We start from the raw sequence: 21254 nt of genomic DNA, 5'->3' as shown, positions 1-21254 counted from the left end.
AGAACCGTAGTTTTTGCCCTCACCCTAAATCCCTCTCCCAAGTCTGGGAGAGGGACTTTGAAAACGTCACATTTTAGAATGAAATAGCCCTGCCCCACAACCATGTTGAAAAAATATTAGTGCAAATTAAACTCCAAACTCCAAACTCCAAACTCCAAACTCCAAACTCCTAACTCCTAACTCCTCACTCCTCACTCCTAACTCCTAAACAACCTTGTATACTGCGTTTCATGCTGCATACTCGCCAGCGACAAACCCCAACTACAACAGGCGAGTTGATCGTCCTCCAATGCCAGAATTTCTAATGCCGCAATGCTAAATAATGGTTGTAAATCTAGCAATAATTGCTGTCCTGCTGTTTGTCCCAGGGGGATAAGTTTCACGCCAGCAGTAATCAAATTACTTGCCCAACTATGCAGATATCCGAGTAATCCAGCTTGAATGCTGATTTGCCAATGGGCAAGGGCAATGCCAAAAGCGATCGCATAATTGCAAGGATTACCTACAGCATTGGCAATAAGTATAATCTGCGGTTCTAGTTTACCAAGTAATTGGATCAGCGATCGCCCCATCTGCCAACTAGAGGCGCGTAATTCTTCTGTTTCCCTCGCAGCCGATAACCAGAGATTCCAACGGCATAGCGACTCTACATCACCTATTTTTGCAGATTGCTGCGATCGCACCATCACCGCTGCCTCTAGCCGAATTGCCCCGTAGAGCAACTCTGCTTTTAACCAATCTTTGAGATGTATGTGGTTAGCGATCGTACCATTTTCTACCAGCATTTCTAAACCTTCAGAATAACTATATGCTCCCACAGGCAAAGCGGGGCTAGCCAACTGTAAAATACTCAAAAGATGGCTATCAGTGAGCATGATGGTGTTGTCCATAAGCTCCTAATTCTGGCTGAAACGGTAAAATTTCTTCTTTCACTTCTAACCCCAATTGTTCCAACATCGTGCGTAAAACCGAATCTGAAGACAAGCGTAAATAAGTTGGGGTAATTTCTACAGGTACATGGCGATTTCCCAGATGGTATGCTGCCCGTAATAATAAAAGTGGTGTTTGGGCAAAAGCAGTCAGTACTAGTTCTGGTTTAGCAGTAATTCTGATTAAACTGCGATGGGTTTCTTCTTGCAAAATATCCCCATCATGTAAGACAGTTCCTCTGGGCAAATGTAAAAACACAATACCATCTTCCGTTTCAAAACGATGACGGCTGCGGGTACGTTCTTCTGCTGTCAGTGCCAGAGTACAAGTAACTGCGGCATCGTAATTAGGTGGTTTAAATTGAGTAAATGTGAGCATACAGAGTTTCGCTTAAACTTCTACTTTTCATTATTATGTTTCTAATTTAACTAAGTAAGTAATCCAAATTAAATATAAAACCTCACCCTGCCTCCGGCTTCCCTCTCCGATACTTTGGAGAGGGATTGAGGGTGAGGTTTTTTCTTATGTTTAATTACAAATTATTTTAATCCCATATAACAGTCTTGAATTACGAATTACGAATTATTTTAAACCCTATATCTGCCTTGCGCGAAGAAAAGATAAAATTAAACAAAGGCAACGAGCCAAACGGGGACAATCATGAACCAAGCCATTGAGGGAGTACGTTGGACAATTCACGATTTAGAGGTTCTACCCGAAAATGAGTGGACGCGCTATGAAATTATTAATGGAGAACTCTTTGTGACTCGCACTCCTCACCGTCGCCATCAACAAGTTTGTGTAAAAATTGCTCGACAACTAGATGTTTGGTCAGATTCGAGTGGTTTAGGAGAAACAATTGTGGCTCCAGGGGTAATTTTTTCGCAAGCAGATAGCGTTATACCGGATGTAGTTTGGGTAAGTCGAGAACGACTGGCGCAAATTGAAGATGAAGCGGGACATTTGACAGGCGCACCAGAGTTAGTAATAGAGGTTTTATCGCCTGGTAAACAAAACGAACTTCGAGACAAAGAAGCAAAACTGAAACTTTATTCAGTTCAAGGTGTGCGTGAGTATTGGATTGTCGATCGCTTTACTAAAAAAGTCGAAGTTTATCGGCGAGAAAAAGCCCAGTTGGTTTTAGTTGCTACTTTGTTAGGTGATGATGAAATAACATCGCCACTTTTACCGGGATTTTGTTGTTATATCCGTTTGTTTTTTCCTGAATAATAACAAATTCGAGAATATTGATAGAAACTTATTCTGGCTTTTATTGGTTCTGTACGTACTCAATAAGTTTATGGATGCCTGTGTGCCTGCGCTAATAATCGCGTAAGAACCAGACCAGAATTGAGGTTTACTTCCCCAGTAGGATATGATCTGCCTTGGCGATCTGATCAAGAGCGATCGCAATTGGTTACAGTTGTGTATTTTACATTAATCAAAAGCGTGATTCCATATTCCCTACTCCCCACCTACATAGATAATTTCAAAAATCAAATATGATTCTCATAGGTAGCTAGACAAGATAAAACCAAACTATGTAACGAAAAGTAAAATCTCTGTATTTGGTTCGTAGTTGCGCTTTAGCGCTAAAGCGCAACTACGAACCAGTGATGATTATTTGCACCCGCTTACTTAGCACAGATATTCGTAAATAAGATCAAACCTCACCCTCAATCCCTCTCCTTATTATTGTCGGGGGAAGCCGGAGGCAGGGTGAGGTTTTATATTTAATTTGACTCACTTACTTAATACCATTGCTGGTATTCTAAAAGCGGCAAGAACATTGCCAGACAATTGGCAAAGCAAAAGTAAAATAATGGAAATCGCTACAACCAGAGTACCGCGTTGGTTCGTTCGCAGAGATATTGATGGTTTATTTGGGCTGGCGCTTGATAATTTTATTCAAATTTTATTGATTGTCAATTTGTGCCAAGGAGTGCTAGGGTTCTCTGCTGAGTTAGTTTATGGGCGGATTTTGCCAGGAGTTGCAATCAGTTTGATTGTTGGTAACTTCTATTACGCAAGGCTAGCCCTATTGCAAGGCAAACGTGAGCAAAGAGACGATATTACTGCTTTGCCCTATGGGATTAACACCGTCAGCCTTTTTGCCTATATTTTTCTGGTGATGCTACCTGTAAGATTGGCGGCAATTTCTGGTGGTGCATCTGGCGAACAAGCTGCTGAATTAGCTTGGCAAGCAGGATTGGTGGCTTGCTTTGGTTCCGGTTTGATAGAATTTATGGGGGCTTGGGCAGGAGAGCCACTTCGCCGCCTCGCCCCCCGTGCAGCATTGCTTTCAACTTTGGGCGGTATTGCAATCACTTTTATCGCCATTGGTTTTCTATTTCGTACCTATGCCAATCCCGTAGTTGGCTTAGTGCCTCTTGGTGTAATTTTGGTGACTTATTTTGGGCGAGTGCGATTTGCCATACCTGGCGGCTTGTTGGCAGTTCTGTTGGGAATTGCCCTTGCTTGGGGAACAGGTTTAGCCAGTTGGGATCATGCCAAGTTTATCGCTACCCTGCAACCAATTAGGTTTTATTTCCCTTCTTTGTGGCTGGGAGATTTGTGGAGCAGTCGTTCAGTCTTGGTGGGATATTTCAGCATCATTCTACCAATGGGGTTATTTAATCTTGTCGGCAGTCTCCAGAATTTAGAAAGTGCCTCAGCTGCGGGTGATACTTATCCTGTGGCTCCTTGTCTGAGGATAAATGGTATTGGTACATTGGTTGCTGCTATTTGTGGTTCTTGTTTTCCGACTACTATTTATATTGGTCATCCTGGCTGGAAAGCTATGGGAGCAAGAGTCGGTTACTCTATACTCAATGGCATAATTATGGGCTTGCTTTGCCTAAGTGGAACTGTGGCAATCCTGGCTTACTTTGTCCCGATTGAAGCCGGGATGGCAATTGTGTTATGGATTGGGATTGTGATTGTCGCTCAAAGCTTTACAGCCACCCCGTCGCACCATGCACCTGCTGTGGTTGTTGGTCTATTGCCGGGGATTGCTGGTTGGGGTGCGCTAATTGCTAAAAATTCACTTCGGGCAGCAGGCTTAGGCACGCCGGAAAAACCTTTGACACCAACGTTGATTGAGCAGTTTAAGTTGAGCGATACGTATATTGATGGGGCTTTTGCTCTTGAGCAAGGGTTTATTTTTTCCGCCATGATTTTAGCTGGCATTACAGTTTACATTATTGAGCGCAAGTTTCGCCAAGCTGCCTATTGGTCTATAGTCGCTGCTGTAATTTCTTGGGTTGGGTTGATGCACAGTTATCGTTGGACTGTTGCAGATACAGTTGTTAATTTCGGCTGGGGAACTGGTACGCCTTGGGCTATTGGCTATATAATGCTGGCAATTCTCTTTTTTTATGTCGATTGGCAAGAAAGAGGTAAGACTTGATGCGATCGCTTCTTAAAAGATCATAAATCCCTCTCAAGTCATAGATGCATTCTGTGCTGTGATAGAGGATTTTTTACTCCAACTTCAGTATTATCTTAGATAAATAAATTATTAGAAAAATCATAATTATCCTACTTTTTACCTAATTTCAGTTCCTTTAAATGATAGATAAGCAGCTATTAAGCTCATTTTGTCAGCAAATAAATAGTCTAGAAGAACAATAAAAAACATGGATAACAAAAACAAAATTAATAGTACTAAAAATAATTTGGCTCGGAATACAAAAGAGGCTGAAACTGAGATGAATTCCTCATCTAACGAACTGATACAGGCAAAGAAAACAATTAATATAGATGGTCAGCGTCCAGTCGATCCAAGTAGTATTGAAATTAAAGAAACAATTAATATAGATGGTGAGCGCCCAATTGGGAAAAATGAAACTGATTATGATAAAACAATTAATATAGATGGTCAACGCCCGATTGCTAAGAGCGCTTTTCAAGAATATGACATGCTAAATGTAGACGGTAAGCGTCCAATTGACCCTAGTGATTTAGAGGTTGAGGAAATTCTTGATATAGATGGTCAACGTCCGATCGCTAAGAGTAATTTAAAAGTTCAGGATACTCTAGAAATAGATGGTAGCCGCCCAATAGTTTCAGATAACACTGTTGAAAAGGAAATACCAACAGATTATGTAGACTAAAATTACGAGCTTCCTTGACACTATAAAGTGGTGAAGAGAAAACAAGGGAATGTAGTAATCTACATTGTCATTATGCCTTTGCTAAGGAATAAGAATTAAATAAAATACAAATTATGTCCCTGGGTTACCTCACCCTCAATCCCTCTCCTTATAAAGGAGAGGGAAGCTAGATAGAGGATGAAGTTTTGCATTTTATTTAATCCACGTTCCTAACCCGTTTAGGAATTAAGTAAGTGGGTCAAATTAAATCTAAAATCTTACCCTACCTCCGGCTTCCCTCTCCTTACTAAGGAGAGGGATTGAGGGTGAGGTTTTTTCTGTGGTTAGCATAACTATTTATGCGGACATAATATCAGAAGGTTAAATTTCAAGCAACCTTCGTTGTAGTATAGTTTTGCTTTCGTATTATTAATGGTATAAGAGATGACGCTTAAATTTGAATACAGTACTCTTGCAAATCCAGAAGATATTCAGCATCTGGGGAGTATCTTTGAGCAGTGTTTCATCAGTGGGCTTGGTGGCGAAGAAGCTTACATCAATCTGCTTGGTGTAGAAAACTTCCGCATTATTCGTGAGTCAGAACAATTAATTGGTGGATTGGCAACTCTGGATATGGGCCAGTGGTGGGGTGGTGTGCGTGTACCAATGACAGGAATTGCGGTAGTGGGCATTGCTCCAGAGTATCGCGGTTCGGGAGGTGCGATCGCTCTCATGCAACACACCCTCAAAGAACTTTATGCTAGAGGTATACCGCTCTCTGCTCTTTATCCAGCAGTTCAAAGCTTGTATCGAAAAGTTGGGTATGAGCAGGGGGGTAGTTGGTGTAATTGGGAAGTTCCTACTAAAAATATCCAACTGCGCGAGCAACCCTTACCTTTGCAACCAATATTTCCAATCAATCATCAAGTCTTTCACGAATTATATCAGCAGCAGGCGAGATTAACGCATGGATATTTAGACCGGCATCCAGCAATCTGGGAGCGCTTAATCCAGCCAGATGAGAAGGAAACATTTTACGCATATTTTATCGGTACAAAAGAGAAACCCGAAGGCTATATCCTCTTTAGTCAACATTCAACAGAGAATGGCGCAATCCTGCGGGTAAAAGATTGGGTAATTCTCACAGTTGCGGCTGCACAAACATTTTGGTCTTTTCTTGCCAGTCATCGCTCCCAAATTGAGCAGGTGCGATGGAGGAGTTCGGCGATTGATTCCTTGACATTAATGTTACCAGAGCAAACTGCCAACCTTAAGAATACAATGCGCTGGATGCTGCGGGTAGTAGATGTAGTTAAGGCGCTGGAAATGCGGGGTTATCCATCGGGAATTCAAACTGAACTGCATTTAGACATTCAAGATAATTTGCTAGATGCAAACAATGGTAAATTCATTCTTTCTGTTGCCAATGGACGCGGTGAAGTTACAAAAGGTGGAAAAGGCGAGTTGCAGTTAGATGTCCGAGAACTAGCACCAATATATACAAGTTTGTTCACACCCTACCATTTGCAAATAGCCGGAAAACTGCATGGGACAGAAACGGCTATTTCAGCAGCTACACAAATATTTGCAGGTGCTTCGCCTTGGGTGACTGATTTCTTTTAAAAGGAATTTTACATGTGATAATTTGTTTTTGCTTAACGGGACTTCCAAGAAATAAATTACTCAAATGAAACGAACCACTCCAGACACAGAGAAGCCAGCGCGTTGCGGGGGTTCCCCCCGTTGTTGCGACTGGCGCAACACAGAGGAATGAGGAAGAGAGAGTTTTTTGGCTATTTTTTTATTTGTCAGTCCCTAAGTTGACAGCAATGGCCCAAAACCTACCTTTTGTTAAGGGCGGGCGAAACGCCTAGATAATTTATTTCTTGGAAATCACCAAGGTTGAGTTAACTGACAATCCCCAGATTGTTGTGGATTTCGATAAGGTTGCCATCAGGATCGCGAAAATGGGCTGTGCGGATTCCCCAGTCGGGGCGATCTTGTGGTTGAGTTACAACGATCGCATTCTGAGCTTTTACTTGCTCATAGACTTCATCGACGTTATCGACTGCGAAAATCAAAACAATTTTATCTCGATTGGCAACATAAGAAGGCTGTTCGATTCTGGGAACTACTTGGGCCATTAATTCTTTTTTGAACAAACCGAGCTTGATATATCCGGTATTAAACTCAGCATATCCGCTATCTTCATCGCCCCAATCGACATCAAATTTCAGCAGATCCCGGTAAAACAGAAAAGAATCTTTGTAGTTGGAGACAAGCAATCTCAGGTGTGTTAACTGAAGCTTCATATCTGTTGGGTTAGCCTACTAACTGTGAATTCTAGGTTATGGGTGCATCGCTAGCAACTCACTTTCGACAATCGCCAACTCATCAAGCCGTTGCATGACAATTTCTTTGTCGAAATAAGTAGCAGCTAAAACCCAATATATACCGTAGTGACGCGCTTCGGATGCCATTAGCCCCCGATAAAATTTTGCTAATGGCTCTAGTAGTCTGTCCCAAAAGTTTTCAGAGGTTCGTGGTGTTCAGATCCCCGACTTCGTAGAAGTTGTCGGGGATCTCGCATTTAATCCTGCTGCCGTCGTTCTTCCATTCCTTGAGTAGAAATCATATTGCTGACACTCTCTACATCTGCCATCATCAAAACTGCTCCCTGCATTTCAATGCCAAGCAATGGAGTGATCGCCATGTAACATTTTATTTCTCTACCCCGACGATTGGTAGCATCGAGGATCATTTCTTGAAACTGTTTTTTTCCCGATAAAGAGTCGCGGATGGGCGATCGCAACTGCTCGACGGGTAGCCCAATGTCTAGGCTGAAGATAGAGCGTCCTATAACTTCATCAGCTCGCAAGCCCCATAAATCTTCTACCATGTAATTCCAAATTGAGATATTAAAACTGTTATCAATTACTACTATTCCAGTTTGGAGACTTCTGAGAATAGAGACAATGAAAATATTACTATGATTCAGTTCTGTGGTGCGATCGCTCAACTCGCTATTAATTGTCTGTAATTCTTCATTAGTAGATTGTAATTCTTCATTCATCGTCTCCAATTCTTCGTTAGTCGATTGGAGTTCTTCGTTGGTAGTTTCTAATTCTTCGTTAGTCGATTGGAGTTCTTCGTTGGTAGTTTCTAATTCTTCGTTAGTCGATTGCAGTTCTTCGTTAGTAGTTTCTAATTCTTGTCGGGAGCGTTGCAGCGCCTCTTGGAGTTGAATGTAACGGGTGACATCATGAAAAGCGATGCTTACACCTAAGAAACTGGTATCGGTGTCTTGCAAAGGCGTAATCCGCACATCCAAATATTGAGTTTCTGTGTTGGACAAATACCGCTCTACATTTGTCAGGGTGATAGGGCGGCGTTCATTATAAGCCCGTTCAATTAGCGATCGCAACTCAATTGGTCGATAAGAAAGTTCCAAATCCTGGAAGGGACGAGCTAAATCTCTGGGGGAAAGGGCAAACAAATTCCGCGCTTGCTCGTTCACCAGCACCAAAGTTCCATTATTATCAATGACTACTTGGGCGATTGGTGTTGTGTCGAAACCCATATCTCGCAACCGGAGGTGTCGAGACAAACGGCTGCTAGATTCGTCATCTACTGAATTTGTCATAGCTAAGAGGCGATTGCGGATATTCGCCGATGATACTTTAGTAAATATCCGGTTTTTTAAGTCTAGTGGCGTAAATAGACTCGAATGCATCAATAGCATCTCCGCTTTTCCTAAAAATAGATAGCCTGCGTCATTTAGTGCAAAATGAAACCGAGCCAGAATTCGCCCTTGAGTCTCAGAATTAAAATACATCATTGTATTACGGCTAACCAGCAAATCTAAGCGCGAAATCGGCGCATCCTGAAGCAGATCGTGGCGACCAAAAATCACTGAGCGGCGCAAGTCTTGGCGGAAGACATAGCGGTTACTGATAATTTCAAAGTATTTCTGCCGCAGTTGATCTGGTACAGCCTGGATTTCTTTTGCTGAATACGCAGCAAGACGTGCCTGGTTGAGAGCCTCTTCATCTACATCTGTGGCGTAGATTTTGACTCGTTGGCGAAATTCCTCTGCTCCCAATATTTCAGCCATCAAGATTGCCAAGGTATAAGCTTCTTCCCCAGAAGCACAACCAGCGCTCCAGATGCGGATTTGGTCAGAACTTTTTTTATTTTTAATCAGATTAGGCAACACTTCTTCTGCTATATATTCCCAAGCTGATAAATCTCGAAAAAAAGCAGTGACGTTAATTAAAATAGTGTTGAAAAGATAATTAAATTCTTCTGGATCAACTTCTAAATAGTCTAGATAATCTCCAAAGTTTTCTACGCTCAATGACTGCATTCGCTTGCATACCCGACGCATCAAAGTTGAGCGTTTATAGCCTGTAAAATCAAATCCCCGGCTTTGTCTGAGATAAACTAGTAGATTTTCAAATTCGGGGTCTTTTTCTGGAGAAGTCATAGGGTAGTTCTTGCTGGGGGAGTAGAGTTTTGAGCTTCATTAATGAGTATAAAAGACTGATTAACGGAGTTCTAAGGAATGTGAATTAAATAACATCCAAATATGGTTTTTGACCTCACCGAAGAAGCTCCGGGGCAGTTCTTGCTGTGAGCAGGGGGAGCAAGCCCTGCCCCAAACTGATTAAAATAATTCGTAATTCGTAATAGAGCCTCCGGCACGCTGCGCGAACGTAATTCGTAATTCGTAATTCGTAATTCGTAATTCGTAATTCGTAATAGAGCCTCCGGCACGCTCCGCGGTTTTCATGGGCTAAAGGGCTGTACGTAAATTTTGTTTTGTGACGGAAATTTAGCGCAAAGTGCGGTCTTGGGGTTTCCCCCGCCGCAGGATGCGCGGAGCGCACTACAGGAGCAACTTTGCATTCGCAGTCCCCAACCCAAAACTTGCGCGATTTTGAACCGGGGGATTTAAACCCACGGTACTCGGTTAAACTATGGTGACACCAAGTTGCATTCTAAAACATATCTCCTCTGCCCCCAGCAAGAACTGCCCCTCAGCTTAGTAAGATTCTCCCATGACCAAAGTTACCAGGCTGCTGGAGATTTCATCCAGGGGGAGAATAAAATCTACGTTGCCAGTTTGAATGGCGGCGGAAGGCATCCCGGAAAATTCGGCGGTTTTTACGTCTTGAACAATGATGATACCGCCCATTTTTTTAATTGCTTTTACTCCTATCGCGCCGTCGCTACCCGTTCCAGTTAGGACAAGGCCAATTGCTCTATTTTTGTAAGTGGCTGCAACCGATTTAAATAAAAGATCAGCCGAAGGACGTAAAAAATGTACTGATTCGGACTGTGATAAGGATAGCGTGCCGTCACCATTAACCAACAAATGACGATTTGGTGGAGCAATGTAAGCGATTCCTGGGGTAAGGCAATCTCCCTCTTGTGCCTTTTTGACGGTAATAGCTGTGCGCCGACTGAGAATTTCTGCCATTAGGGACGGATATTCGGGCGCGATGTGTTGCACAATGGCGATCGCGGCTGTAAATTCTGGCGGTAGAGTCGATAGCACTTTAATTAAAGCAGTTAGACCTCCTGCTGAGGCTGCGATCGCCACAATATCAAAGGCAGCATTATTAAAGTGAGGTAAATGATTTTTGGCATTTTCTGCCATCTGAGTCATGATTTTTTGCCTGTCACTATCAGACAAACTTATTTAGTTACAAAAATTATTAATAAATTTTTAAAAATCTATCTTTATAAATGAATCATACAGTATATTTATGTTGTTTTAACCCTTGCTTTCTTAAATAAATAATTCAATCCTCCTGTTCTAAAATGCGTTTTGCCTGCAAAAGTTGCTGTTTATGTTCTTCACTAACTGTCGGGTATTGCAGATTTAGTTCTTGTAATTTTGTGCAGATGATATTGGCAACAGCGAGGCGTGTAAACCATTTGCGATCGGCAGGAATAATATACCACGGGGCTGATTTTGTACTAGTGTTGTTGAAAACTTCTTCATAAGCATTCATATAATCATCCCAAAAAGCTCGTTCTCTGACATCGCTATCTGAAAACTTCCAATTTTTTTCCGGCAAATCAATCCGTTGTAAGAAGCGTTTTTTCTGCTCTGCTTTTGAGACATTCAGAAAAAACTTCAGGATAATCACACCATTATTTACCAAATATTTTTCAAAGTTATTAATTTCTTCAAAGCGCTGCTTCCATATCTTATTCCCTTCAGGTAAGTGGGGAAGTTGTTGTTTTTTCAGCATTTCTGGATGGACACGAACCACTAGGACTTCTTCATAGTATGAACGGTTGAATATTCCAATTCGACCTCTTTCTGGTAAAGCCTTAGTTGTTCGCCACAGGTAATCATGGTCTAATTCTTCCGCACTGGGTCCCTTAAAACTAAACACCTGAAATCCTTGCGGGTTTACACCAGAAGTCACATGTTTAATTGTGCTATCTTTACCAGCAGCATCCATTGCCTGAAAAATAATCAATAAAGAATATGTGTTTTGAGCGTAGAGAATATTTTGGTAATTTGCTAGTCGTTCAATATCTGCCTGTAATTTAGTTGCAGCATCAGCTTTTTCATGGAACTCAGTCTTATAAGCTGGGTCATAGTTTTTTTTCAGAGAAATCTTTGAACCTGGTGGAACAATGAAAGCATCGTGATTCATAACTTTTAATTAATTCTAGGAGTTGAAGTCCCTTTTCATCATCAGCAAGTTTAGTGGCTCTTTCTAAATTTTTGTTATAAAACTTAATGACTTATACCATTTCTTTGTGAGGCTGCGCCAAACCCTCTTAACTTCTTCTTTCTTTCTTTCTTTCTTTGTGTTCTTTGCGGACTTTGCGGTTCGTTTTTCTTTCTTGTACTTAAATATGGTTTAGCGCATCTTCATACAGAATTGGTATTAGGCATACCCTACTCTTAGGGACTTCCAAATAAAAAAATACTCAAGTACTTGTTGTGGGGTAATTTATTTTTTGTTGGAAGTCCCTTAAGCAACGTAGGTGCAGCATCTCGTGGGCAGAGGAAAAGCTACAAACCAAGCTCAATTGTGGGCAAAAGCCCCCTTGCTCCAAATATGCCGAGGGTTGAGAGCAACAACGGCTTTTTCGCTGGTTTTTCTCCCCTGCTCCCTGCCCTTTTCACTTTCCTCGCCTTGGCATAGGACGCATAGCTTCACGGCCTAACATAAACATTCCTGTAACACCCAAACTGACAAACCAAACATATTGATACCAATATTGCCGAATCTGCTCACCCGTACTGGGTTCTGGACGCAACGTGTTTAAGTACAGCAGCAGCACTAATATCATCAGCGCCCCAAAACCAACAAAGCTTAAGCCAACACCAATTCGTGCATGTCGCAGTTCAAAATCACTAATACTGTCTAGGTCAATTTCTGCCAATTCCTTAAAACAATCATCTGCCAAAGATGACGTTGCTTGAAATTTATTGCTCAGTTTTGGTGGCAAAATCGGCGACAGTGTTGCTACGGTTGGGCGGCGTAGCAAAGCCTCAGTATCTCGCAGCAATTCTAATGGCTTACGGCTAGTAGTTGGTTGAGCAAACTCTATGTTGTCTGTGGGAGTTGGGGCATTGGCTTTGCTTTCAAAATCCATAGTAGGCTTCAGAAGAACCAGGATATACATAGCCTAGCGAATCAGAAGACAAATACGCCAAAATAATTACGAATTATCAATTACCTTCGTCCATCTCTTTTAATGTAGCTAATGCCGACGGAGATAAGCGACTCAAATAACGGAATATCCAGTATTTAAAGATAGTGTTTAAAATTACCGGAAATGTAGCAATAAAGAAAAATACTATGGTTTTATTGGCCGGCAATCCTAAATGTCCTGCGAATGCTTCAAGAAGAACCTCCCACCCTTCTGGTGAGTGAAATCCTACGAATATATCTGTAGAGAGAATAATTAAAAAAGCCTTGGCATTATCGCTTAATCCATAAACAATATTATCTATAAAAGACTTCACAATCACAATTTCTTTTTTGCTTATTAGGACAATTATACCAAAAGAAATTAGTGATATTAAATCAGCGAATACATTACCAATAGCACTATTATATTTTCCGTGAAACTCCTCAGCTATCTCAATTACTTTGCCTTTTATCTTTTCTTTTATTACTTCTGAAGAAATTGGTGGTGCTTCATTTAGTAAATATTCAAACATCAGCCTTTGTTGATAACTATGTAATTCATGGAGAGCGTCTTTTTCCATATCAGAATTGAGAAAAACTTGATTTATATTGTTTTCTCTATTTCTTTCTAATATGGGATAGACTAAAAATTGTTTAGATAATTGCTGAGTTAAAAAGGGTACAATAATTAACGTTAGTATAAATCTTAAGGAAATCTTTGTCCTTTTTTTAGAAAGTCGGTAATTTCTGACAAACTCTTCTTCCGTCTGCGGTGTAAAATTTGCTTTAATTCTATTAATTCTTTGACCAATAGACCAGGGTAATAATCTAGCTTGTTGAGATAGAGGTTTAGGTGGGATATTATTAATGTTAGATGATGGCTGTTTGTTGATTTGGTTCTGGTTAATTTGTAGTGGTTGAGAATTTGAGATTAACGGATTATTGCTAATTATTGCATCTTTTAGAGCGTAACTTTCTACAACTTCATCAATAATTCTCAGCCTTTCTAACAATACAGAATTAGATAGATTTAAAATTCTGCGACTAAGACGAAACTCTATAAGTCTTACTTTGATAGTAGTTAAATTCTTGTCAAGGTTTCCTTGCCAATAAGACATCACATTTTCAGTATAATTTACTGATTGTGAAGATATTTTCTTGCCGTCAAAATGTTCTATCTCAATGTTTTTAATTCTCTGAGCGGCTTGTTGAGCTTCTAAGAGCGCCCTTTCTGGCGTATCTAAAAACCAAACCTTAAGCGATCGCAAATAATCGTTGAGATTTTGGCGAAGTAAATTTGCTGTTCTGGCGAAAGAATTTCTCATTATATATGATTCTCTATATAATGCGGATAGTAGTTATATAAAAATTAACAAATAACAAAGAGTAATATTTAGTTTCAAATAATATGATTTATTAATCATTACACAAGATATATAGGAATCGTATTTGATTTTTGAAATTATCTACGTGGTGCGCGAAGCGCGATAGACGGGGAGTGGGGAGTAGGGAATTAGGCTTTTCGAGTTGTACCGAGCTTTTTCAGAAATCAAATATTAGTCCTATATTAGATAAATTTATTATTTCGAGTGTACATGTATTAGAGGATTAGGTACAGGGTACTAGTAGTCCACCACACTAACTTTGATGGGTGAATAAGTTCCTAGTGAGTTAGTCGATCAGAGGGGTTTCCCCATAAGCGACTAACGAACCCGTTGGGTAAGGACTTTAGTCCTTGATTTGAGCGCCCAAGCGCTCACTACAAACCGAGCATTGTTGACTTGACGGACTACTAGTGTGACACGAATCAAAATTACACTTTACAGCTTAATATAGCAAGCTTTGTAGAGACTCAGCCTGTTAAGATTTTTTAGCCTTATTTAGATAAATTATCAAAAAGCTAAAATAGATATATCTTGAGTTAGTTTCAGTCAGCTTGTCTAACAAGTATGATATTAAGATTTTTGATTAGTAGTTATTGGTCATTGGTACATACTCCATCCCTTGCGAGGCCCTAAGCAAGTCGTTGGGATAATACAGTTCTAGCTGAGGGTAGAGGATAGGGAGAGGGGGAGAGTAACTCTTGACAAATGACAAATGACTGTCCTTTGTTAAAAACTCGCCTTATGATGGTCTGATGCTATATCGGCACAAAATAAAAGTTGGTCACTAGAAGCAAAAAATTTGAACCAGAATTTATTGGCAATATGAAACTCAGTCTGTGCATGATTGTGAAAAATGAAGCAGCAACACTGCCTAAATGCCTGAGCAGTGTCCGAAAAGTGGTAGATGAAATGGTAGTTTTGGATACAGGCTCAATCGATCGCACTCCCAATATTGCTCAACAACTTGGTGCAAAAGTATATCATTTCAAATGGTGTAATGACTTCAGTGCTGCCCGTAATGCAGCTCTAAAATATGTCACTGGAGATTGGATTCTGGTATTAGATGCTGATGAAACTCTCACACCAGCAATTGTACCGCAGTTGCGAGAGGCGATCGCAACAGATGAATACTTGCTCATCAACTTAGTCCGCCATGAAATTGGTGCAGAACAATCTCCCTATTCTCTGGTGTCTAGGCTCTTTCGCAATCATCCAGATATTTGCTTTGACCGTCCTTATCACGCCTTAGTGGATGATAGCGTGTCAGCAATTATAACCAAAGAACCCCATTGGCAAGTGGGTTATTTACCAGGAGTGGCACTTTTACACACAGGATATCAAAAAAGTGCGATCGCTCAAAATAACAAATATGCCAAAGCAGCTACAGCAATGGAAGGGTTTCTCGCTACTCATCCTGATGATCCTTATGTTTGCAGTAAATTAGGGGCATTATATGTGGAAACTGGGAAAATTACCCAAGGTATGGAGTTGCTGAGACATGGAATCTCGTTTGCTGAAGAAAACTACGATATTTTATATGAACTCCACTACCATTTAGGCATTGCCTACAGTCGGTTGCAAAAATTCCCAGAGGCTATTTCTCATTATCAAGCTGCGATCAAATTGCCAATTTACCCTATGCTCAAACTAGGAGCATACATCAACTTGGGTAACTTACTCAAAGCAGGAGGAGATATAAATGGTGCGAAAGCTGCTTATGCCACAACTTTAAAAATTGACCCTAATTTTGTTTTTGGACATTATAATTTGGCGATGGTATTTAAAGCTTTGGGTTTATTTACAGATGCGATCGCATCTTATCAAAATGCGATCGCGTTAAATCCTAACTATGCCGAAGCTTATCAAAATTTAGGGGTAGTGTTGCTCAAAGCTGGCAATCATCAAGATAGTTTAACAGCTTTTAGAAAAGCGATCGCCCTTCATGAAAGGTATAATCCCGAAGAGGCGAAAAGACTACGCCAGGGGTTGCAGGAAATGAACTTGATGTAGAGGTAGGGAATGGTGATACCATTTCTTTGTGAGGCTGCGCCAAACCCTTTTAACTTCTTTCTTATATTTTAGGACTTACGCAAAATATCTCTCAAACTCTGATTTCTCCGTGTTCTCTGCGCCTCTGCGGTTCGCTATCCCGTAACTCGTGCGTAAGTCCTATATTTAACTAGTTCCGTGGGTTTAAGTCCCCCGGTTCTAAAACCGGTAAGTAATGCGATTGGGGTGAAATCCCCCGAAGTAATGCGAGTCCCAAACCGTCCCCACAACAGCACTCTTCATTACAAAACAAAATTGACGAACGCATAAAGCGTGCCGGAGGCTCTATTACAAATTACGAATTACGAATTACGAATTATTTTAATGCCAGGGTGAATTTTGAAGCCAAGTTGCTCAAGTTTTAGATGAGAAAAAGACTCCTTCAGAATTATAGTAAAGGGATATCGCTGAAATACCGTAGCTTTACCTTGTGACAATAGTAGCCTAGCACGGCTGATGCGTACTGGATATAACGGTTGTTGGTTGGCATCGAGAATGAATACTTTGCTCATATAATTTGGTATTATGGGACAAATAGTAGCAGCAACTATCCTTTTTGGTAGAATCTTTTGCTCCAGCATCCAGTCAGCAGTCTTTTCGATTTTGGCAACATTATCAGCACTAATGCTCTGTCGCTGTCAAGTCAACAATGCTTAGAGTATTCCAAGTTTTAGAATCTTTCTCTCTGTGTTCTTTGTGCCTAGAGCGGTTGGTTATTTAAAGTGGATTTCATTGAATATTCTTTATTGGGAAGTCTCTTAGCTGTGATATCAATTTATTAACTACGGTAAGTTGGTCGGATAACCGTTCAATATACTACAAACAGAAACTATCACATACAAATTTAAAAAGCAATAGGCCAATACAATATCACGAGAATCTTGATACATATTGATTTTCTGTAGGGTAGCACATCTGTTATACGTGTCAACAAAAGCCTAGAAATAGCAAAACTTTCGCCTTGATATCATGTTTGCATAAATAGTTACGCTAACCACAATCATTACACCCATCCCCAATTTGTACAGGGTTTTTGTACCAGTCCTGTGTATTTATGGCAAGATTGGGATGCTCCCCCCGGCTGGAAGTAAAGTTCTTTGGCTTTTAGCTAAAGTCTACTTCAGTAGACTAAAGATTTTTAGGTATATTTAGTAAGAAATATGTAAGCGTAATCAAGTATAAGATAAAACCTCACCCTCAATCCCTCTCGTTATTAAGGAGAGGGAAGCCGGAGGCAGGGTGAGGTTTTATATTTAATAGGACTTACGCTTTCAAGGCACTGAAAGCCTTGATTTATCGTAGGGGCAATTCATGAATCGTCAAAAGGGCGTAATTGCTTGTAAATGTATGGTTTTTTCTAACTGCGGATGCTGGAAGCGAAGTTCTCTAGCGTGCAGATGTAAGCGAGTGGTAACTGCACTGCATCCATAAAGGCGATCGCCTAAAATAGTTACTCCAATTCCTCGCGGATCGGCCGCATGAACCCTTAATTGATGAGTGCGCCCTGTTAGCGGTGTAAATTCTAGGCGGGTGTAGCCTCCTTCTGTTGCCATTACCTGGAAGTGTGTCAAGCTGGGTTTACCATGCTGCCAATCGACTTTTTGATAAGGGCGATTTTCAGGATCTCCCCACAGTGGCAGTTCAATTTTACCCCGATCAACTGTCACAGCACCGGAAAGTATGGCTTCATAAACCTTATGAATCTGGCGTTGCTGAAACTGCTGGCTAATTTGCCGATGGGTATGACGATCGCGTGTCAACAACAAAATCCCAGAAGTTTCCTGATCTAGGCGATGCACGGATGCAAGCGCCATCCCATCAGCTAACAGATGGCGTAAGCGACTCAATACACTATCTTGGCGATCGCTATACCGACCAGCCACCGAAAGTAATCCAGCCGGTTTGTTTACAGCAATCAGCCATTCGTCTTCATAAATAATCGGGATCTCTCCCTTCATGGGAGGAAATTCATTGGACTCAAAAACATTAGGTCTAGGTAAATGTGTTAATGTATTTACTAATAATGGGTTTGTTATATAAAAATCCTTATTAGGGATTGAAATAGGTCTTAACCCTGAGAGCAAAAACCCCATCAATGGCTGGCATCGCTCGGCACATGCTCCATAAAATTTTCCCTGAATTTTATCTTGATTTAGCGAAGCCGCACCCCACCAAAATTCTGCCATTGCCAGGGGTTGAAGATTATGTGTTGCCGCATAATGGAGCAGTTTTGGAGTACAACAGTCTCCTGTACCAGTGGGCGAACCTCCTGGCATTAATTGCTGTAATGATAGCGATCGCCCAGAAAAATTAGTCAGGCTGTAGCTAGCGTGCATCTGAGCTTGTAATTGACAAGACAGTGCTTTACGCTGTTGTTTCAGTTTGTTAATTCGCGCATCCGTCGCTGCAATTAACTCCTGAAGAGGCTGTAATAAAGCATTTTGCTGGCGTTTAAGTTGTCGTCGCTCAATTCCCTGCTGACGACTCTCTTCGTCGAGTTGTTCAAGGGCAATCGTGAGTGCTTCTTTTGTAAGTGTATTGCAGATTTGCTGACGTTTTTCTTGTCGTTGATGTTTGCAATGGCGATGGCGATCGCTCATTGCTTGCAATTGTTGCTCAAATTCATCCAACAGGGTTTCATACTGCTGGCGTTCGGTTAGTTGCTTTAAGGTAAAAAGTTCTTGCTTAATCGCGTCCAACTGTGCTAATGTGTGGGCTTCCTCCAAAGCAACTTCGTCTCGTCCTGGAATTGGTGGAACCCAGCCCTCAACTACACTCGAACCATTCAAAAGACCGGAGAAGGCTTTGAGTACCCTTTGTTCGCCATTAGCCAATTCAACTAATAGTATTCCATACATCTTGCCTTCAAGAGAATAACAGTCATTTTTGGCAAGTTGTTGCATGAGTCCGTGAGCGATCGCTTCAGATATTGAGGTGCGGGGTAATTTTAGGCGATTGCCACTTTGGAGACAACGCCCCTCGTACCAATAACTAGGAGATGAGCCACTTATGGCAAAATCGCAGTCGATGAAATCTGAAAGTGCGTGCAGAACTAGCATACAAACTATGATTGCAAATCAGTCTTAATGATAAGTCTTTAACCGGACATGGCTCGTAGTTGCGCTTTAGCGCATCTTTATCCGGATGCGCTAAAGCGCAACTACAAACCAGTGATGATTATTTGGGCTGACTTACTTAGTGCGAGTGCGATCGCAAAATTTAGGGAGCAGGAATCGATGAATCGCTCTGTGGTGGATTGACTTGTTCTGGTGCAAGTGGTTGTTCAGATGAATTATCTTTTGTGGATATAGATTCTGGCTCTTTTGTCATACCATGCTGCTCTTGCCCTCTAAGCCCAAGATATGTTGCGGCACTGATTCCTTGTAGTGTAAGAAGAGTGTCATCAAATTCTGGCATTGACAGATTTTTAAGGACTTCCCAAACAAAGAATAGTCCAAGCGCAACTGTCCAAATAAATGTTTGGAAGCGATGAAAATTTACTCCATTAATGTCCGATAATATATCGTAGAAAAAACCTTCAGAAAGGCGTTGACTACCTTTTTTATTCTTCTCATTCCCTTGTCCATCAATTAACGAAGTACCAACGGTAGTTACAGAATTGATTCCCAATAATATTAGTGATTGTTTAGTCAAAACATTGGTATAGTCTCCTGTTATGCCATAGATAATCAGGTAAGCACCAAAAATTAGAAATGTCCAAAAAGCAAGTTGAGATATCGATAGACTGAATGGGTTTCTGTTCAATTTTTTTCTGCCAAGAAAAAATCGAGCCATTCGGCTTTGACGATATTCGTTTTTAAGTTCAGCCTTTTCTGTGAGCAACAATTCCTGTCCAGCAATCACCTCTCTTTGAGAGTAAAGCCCTTCTATTCCAGAGCTACGAAGAGTGTTTCGGCAATATCTAATGAACATTAATACAACAGCCACAAGTAGAAGCAGACACAGCCAAAATCGCCACGAAAACAGAACTATTGTTAATTGAGGAGGTGGGAAACCATCGCTCACCGGAATTGCCATCTTTTTGGGACAGCCGACTCCCGCTATCACGTTAATACTGTATCTGCTACCAAGAAGCTGATTCCATGCAGCTTGAGACGAGTCGGTGCGTTCAAGTCGAAAGGCTAACCAATCATCCTCAAGAACTGTCCTTTGATCTTTACCCAGAGCCTTGACAATGACTGGTTCACCGTGGACATCATTTAGTTCATAGCCATCCAGGTACAATACTAATTGTCGAGGATCAAATGAATTGGTGGCATTAGCCGTTACATTTCTGGTCGCTGCTGATAATCCTTCAACTTTTACCCTGATGCGATCGCCCATTGTAACTTGATTACCACCATTATCGGCAATGACTTGTTGAGTTTTCAGTCCCGGAGGCATTGAACATAGCTGAGGCGCAAAATTTACAGAAGGGCCATCTGAACTATCTTGAGCAATTACTGCAAAGTTGATAGAAACAATCAACAAAAAAACCAACAGAAAAATAGCAGTCAATCTTTTAGCATTTCTATACATCGCTCGGTATTCCACCAACAGTGATTAGTATGTCGGTAGTGTAACCATACTTGAGTCATTCAGGGTAATTGAAAGTTTAAAAGTTTAGGTTTCAAAACCGGCCAGTTTCCCCGCTGGTTAAGATGTATTGCCACAGGCTGATTCTACACAAAGATGAACCGCTAGCCTTCTCTACAAGCCCATATTCGATACCTAATTGTTTAAATAGACATAGCACAGACTGCGATGCGATCGCTAGTTGTTGAGATGATCGACAACGATCGTGCGATTGGCAGTTTCCAGATGATTGATGCAGTGTCCAAATATTAAGCATATCAACTAGCGATCGCCAGAATAGCAATTTTGATTCGCTTGAATTCTTGCGGGTGAGGCAATAGACCCAATTTTTCGGTAATTTAGCCCAGTTTGGGGAGCATCCCAATTTTGGCTTAAATCTTTTCCCTCACCCCCAGCCCCTCTCCCAAATATGGAAGAGGGGAGCCATAATTCTAGTTCCCCGAATCCCATCTGAAGGGAATCATAAGCAATAACCTCCTTGCCGACAGAAATAAAAGAGCCATAATTCTAGTTCCCCGAATCCCAAATATGGG

At 41.1% G+C, this 21254-nt stretch carries 18 protein-coding genes and 1 pseudogene; 6 read left to right on the top strand and 13 right to left on the bottom strand.

Features of this window, described 5'->3' with window-relative positions; genetic code table 11:
* Positions 1 to 197: 197 nt before the first annotated feature.
* A complete protein-coding gene (locus V7K73_RS25685; protein WP_334884265.1) occupies positions 198 to 890 on the bottom strand; it encodes an urease accessory protein UreF in 693 nt (230 codons plus the stop codon).
* Entirely contained in the window at positions 865 to 1308 is a 444-nt protein-coding gene (ureE, locus tag V7K73_RS25680; protein ID WP_334884263.1) for an urease accessory protein UreE, read from the bottom strand. Before ureE ends, V7K73_RS25685 begins: the two co-directional genes overlap by 26 nt.
* 282 nt (positions 1309 to 1590) lie before the next feature.
* Between ureE and V7K73_RS25675 the strand changes: the two genes are divergently transcribed.
* The 4 genes from V7K73_RS25675 (at position 1591) to V7K73_RS25660 (ending at position 6647) form a co-directional block, all read left to right on the top strand.
* Positions 1591 to 2160 carry a Uma2 family endonuclease gene (locus V7K73_RS25675; RefSeq protein WP_334884262.1) on the top strand — a complete coding sequence of 190 codons (570 nt, stop codon included), beginning with the start codon at positions 1591 to 1593 and terminating at the stop codon, positions 2158 to 2160.
* 592 nt (positions 2161 to 2752) lie between these two features.
* Positions 2753 to 4339, top strand: a complete 1587-nt coding sequence (locus tag V7K73_RS25670; protein WP_334884260.1) for an NCS2 family permease — start codon at positions 2753 to 2755, stop codon at positions 4337 to 4339.
* Positions 4340 to 4568: 229 nt separating this feature from the next.
* Positions 4569 to 5045 (top strand): hypothetical protein, encoded by a 477-nt coding sequence (locus V7K73_RS25665; RefSeq protein ID WP_334884258.1) that lies wholly within the window; start codon positions 4569 to 4571, stop codon positions 5043 to 5045.
* A gap of 423 nt (positions 5046 to 5468) precedes the next feature.
* On the top strand, positions 5469 to 6647 hold the full coding sequence (locus V7K73_RS25660) for a GNAT family N-acetyltransferase (protein ID WP_334884256.1): 1179 nt from the start codon (positions 5469 to 5471) through the stop codon (positions 6645 to 6647).
* Positions 6648 to 6931: 284 nt separating this feature from the next.
* Here V7K73_RS25660 and V7K73_RS25655 read toward each other — a convergent pair whose 3' ends face one another.
* The 7 genes and pseudogenes from V7K73_RS25655 to V7K73_RS25625 all read right to left on the bottom strand — a co-directional run bounded on the left by V7K73_RS25655 (position 6932) and on the right by V7K73_RS25625 (position 14016).
* On the bottom strand, positions 6932 to 7336 hold the full coding sequence (locus tag V7K73_RS25655; protein WP_334884255.1) for a VOC family protein: 405 nt from the start codon (positions 7334 to 7336) through the stop codon (positions 6932 to 6934).
* A 36-nt stretch (positions 7337 to 7372) separates the two neighbouring features.
* Positions 7373 to 7528, bottom strand: a pseudogene (gene miaE, locus V7K73_RS25650) (tRNA isopentenyl-2-thiomethyl-A-37 hydroxylase MiaE); the annotation flags it as partial.
* 86 nt (positions 7529 to 7614) lie between these two features.
* The gene (locus V7K73_RS25645; RefSeq protein ID WP_334884253.1) at positions 7615 to 9510 is read right to left on the bottom strand and encodes a CheR family methyltransferase; all 1896 of its coding nucleotides are present in this window, start codon (positions 9508 to 9510) and stop codon (positions 7615 to 7617) included.
* 558 nt (positions 9511 to 10068) lie between these two features.
* Positions 10069 to 10695, bottom strand: coding sequence for a chemotaxis protein CheB (locus tag V7K73_RS25640; protein WP_334884251.1), 627 nt, complete (start codon positions 10693 to 10695; stop codon positions 10069 to 10071).
* Positions 10696 to 10831: 136 nt separating this feature from the next.
* On the bottom strand, positions 10832 to 11701 hold the full coding sequence (locus V7K73_RS25635; RefSeq protein WP_334884250.1) for a polyphosphate kinase 2 family protein: 870 nt from the start codon (positions 11699 to 11701) through the stop codon (positions 10832 to 10834).
* Between the two features lie 475 nt (positions 11702 to 12176).
* Complete coding sequence (locus tag V7K73_RS25630) at positions 12177 to 12653, bottom strand: hypothetical protein (protein WP_334884248.1); 477 nt, start codon at positions 12651 to 12653, stop codon at positions 12177 to 12179.
* Positions 12654 to 12729: 76 nt separating this feature from the next.
* A complete protein-coding gene (locus V7K73_RS25625) occupies positions 12730 to 14016 on the bottom strand; it encodes a proton extrusion protein PcxA (protein WP_334884247.1) in 1287 nt (428 codons plus the stop codon).
* Positions 14017 to 14898: 882 nt separating this feature from the next.
* On the opposite strand from V7K73_RS25625, the gene V7K73_RS25620 reads away from it, so the two are divergent.
* Complete coding sequence (locus tag V7K73_RS25620) at positions 14899 to 16086, top strand: tetratricopeptide repeat protein (RefSeq protein ID WP_334884245.1); 1188 nt, start codon at positions 14899 to 14901, stop codon at positions 16084 to 16086.
* Between the two features lie 341 nt (positions 16087 to 16427).
* Here V7K73_RS25620 and V7K73_RS25615 read toward each other — a convergent pair whose 3' ends face one another.
* Both V7K73_RS25615 and V7K73_RS25610 read right to left on the bottom strand, forming a co-directional pair.
* Positions 16428 to 16637 carry an RRXRR domain-containing protein gene (locus tag V7K73_RS25615; RefSeq protein ID WP_334884243.1) on the bottom strand — a complete coding sequence of 70 codons (210 nt, stop codon included), beginning with the start codon at positions 16635 to 16637 and terminating at the stop codon, positions 16428 to 16430.
* An 807-nt stretch (positions 16638 to 17444) separates the two neighbouring features.
* Positions 17445 to 19184, bottom strand: a complete 1740-nt coding sequence (locus tag V7K73_RS25610) for an RluA family pseudouridine synthase (RefSeq protein ID WP_334884241.1) — start codon at positions 19182 to 19184, stop codon at positions 17445 to 17447.
* Between the two features lie 48 nt (positions 19185 to 19232).
* Here V7K73_RS25610 and V7K73_RS25605 point away from each other — a divergent pair, with 48 nt between their 5' ends.
* Positions 19233 to 19385, top strand: a complete 153-nt coding sequence (locus V7K73_RS25605; RefSeq protein WP_334884239.1) for a hypothetical protein — start codon at positions 19233 to 19235, stop codon at positions 19383 to 19385.
* Here the strand turns inward: V7K73_RS25605 and V7K73_RS25600 are convergent.
* Both V7K73_RS25600 and V7K73_RS25595 read right to left on the bottom strand, forming a co-directional pair.
* A complete protein-coding gene (locus V7K73_RS25600; protein WP_334884237.1) occupies positions 19345 to 20664 on the bottom strand; it encodes a hypothetical protein in 1320 nt (439 codons plus the stop codon). The two genes, V7K73_RS25605 and V7K73_RS25600, sit on opposite strands and share 41 nt — an antisense overlap.
* 91 nt (positions 20665 to 20755) lie before the next feature.
* The gene (locus V7K73_RS25595; RefSeq protein ID WP_334884235.1) at positions 20756 to 20977 is read right to left on the bottom strand and encodes a hypothetical protein; all 222 of its coding nucleotides are present in this window, start codon (positions 20975 to 20977) and stop codon (positions 20756 to 20758) included.
* Between the last annotated feature and the right edge of the window lie 277 nt (positions 20978 to 21254).

Source organism: Nostoc sp., from assembly GCF_036916975.1.
Lineage (GTDB): Bacteria > Cyanobacteriota > Cyanobacteriia > Cyanobacteriales > Nostocaceae > Nostoc.
Note: the sequence above shows the minus strand (reverse complement) of the source record. Positions and strands in the feature narration are given on the sequence as shown.